This window comes from Nonomuraea sp. NPDC049784 (assembly GCF_040659615.1).
In the GTDB taxonomy this organism is placed as follows: Bacteria; Actinomycetota; Actinomycetes; order Streptosporangiales; family Streptosporangiaceae; genus Nonomuraea.
In genome coordinates this window covers 1-1,030 of sequence record NZ_JBFAMX010001327.1, presented here as the reverse complement: position 1 = coordinate 1,030, position 1,030 = coordinate 1, and the positions used below count along the sequence as shown (strand labels likewise).

Annotated in this window: 2 protein-coding genes; both read left to right on the top strand. The window is 76.0% G+C overall.

The genetic code is table 11. From position 1 onward, the window contains the following. Positions 1-752 (top strand): AMP-binding protein (locus tag AB0J09_RS65785; protein WP_360714769.1); only part of this gene is annotated, 752 nt, incomplete at its 5' end. After that, on the top strand, positions 752-1,030 hold a 279-nt coding region (locus AB0J09_RS65780; protein WP_360714767.1), incomplete at its 3' end, for an acyl carrier protein. The genes AB0J09_RS65785 and AB0J09_RS65780, both read left to right, overlap by 1 nt.

The window sequence follows — 1,030 nt, the reverse complement described above, 5'->3', positions numbered from 1 at the left end:
CGCCGGGGCCGCCCCGGCGGTTGCCGGTGGACCGCGCCGCGCTGGGGCGCGGCGAGGTGCGGGCCGTCGAGTCCGGCCCCGGCGTGCTCGGACGTGCCGCCGAGTCCGGGCCGGCGCTGGTCCTCGTCGGGTGCGGCGTTCCGGCCGGGCAGGACGTGCAGGTGGTCGACCCGGACAGCGGGAAGGTCCGCCCGCCGGGACGGGTCGGCGAGCTGTGGGTGTCCGGTCCGAACATTACCGCCGGCTACTTCCGCCGGCCGGAACGCACCGCTGCCACGTTCGTCCCCGACCTCGACGGCCGGCCCGGCCCCTGGCTGCGCACTGGAGACCTGGGCTTCCTCGACCAGGGCGAGATCTTCGTCGTGGGGCGGCTCAAGGACCTGATCATCATCGACGGGCGCAACCACCATCCGGCGGACGTCGAGCAGACCGCCGAGCAGGCGCACCCGGCCATCGCGGCGGCGGGCGTCGTGGCGACCTCCGTGGACACCGCCGAGGGGGAGGCGCTCGTGGTGCTCGCCGAGGTCGACCGGCGCGCCCCCGGCTTCACGCCGGCGGCGGTGCGTACCGCGGTGCGCCGAGCCGTCACCGACCGCCACGGCGTGTCGCCGCACGACGTCGTGCTGGTCCGCCGCGGCGCACTGCCACGCACGACCAGCGGGAAGGTGCAGCGACGCCGGGGCCGCCGGCTCTATCTGGACGGCGCCTTCGCGGACGATCCGGCAGCCGTCGAAGCGGGGGTGGGGAACTGATGGCGAGCGGGGAACCGAACGGCCTCCCGGAGACGGCCGCGGGGAGGCTCAGCCCGGTGGTGTTGCAGGGCTGGTTCGTGGAGAGGATCGCGGCCGCCGCCGGGGTGGCGCGCGACGAAGTCGACCCGGAGGCGAGTTTCCGGGACCTGGGGCTTTCCTCGCGGATGCTGGTCTCGCTGCACGGAGCCCTGGAGGACAGGCTCGGCCGTACGGTGCCGGCGGCCGTCGTCTGGGAGCACGGCAGCCCGGCGCGGCTGGCGCGCTTCCTCTGCGCGGAC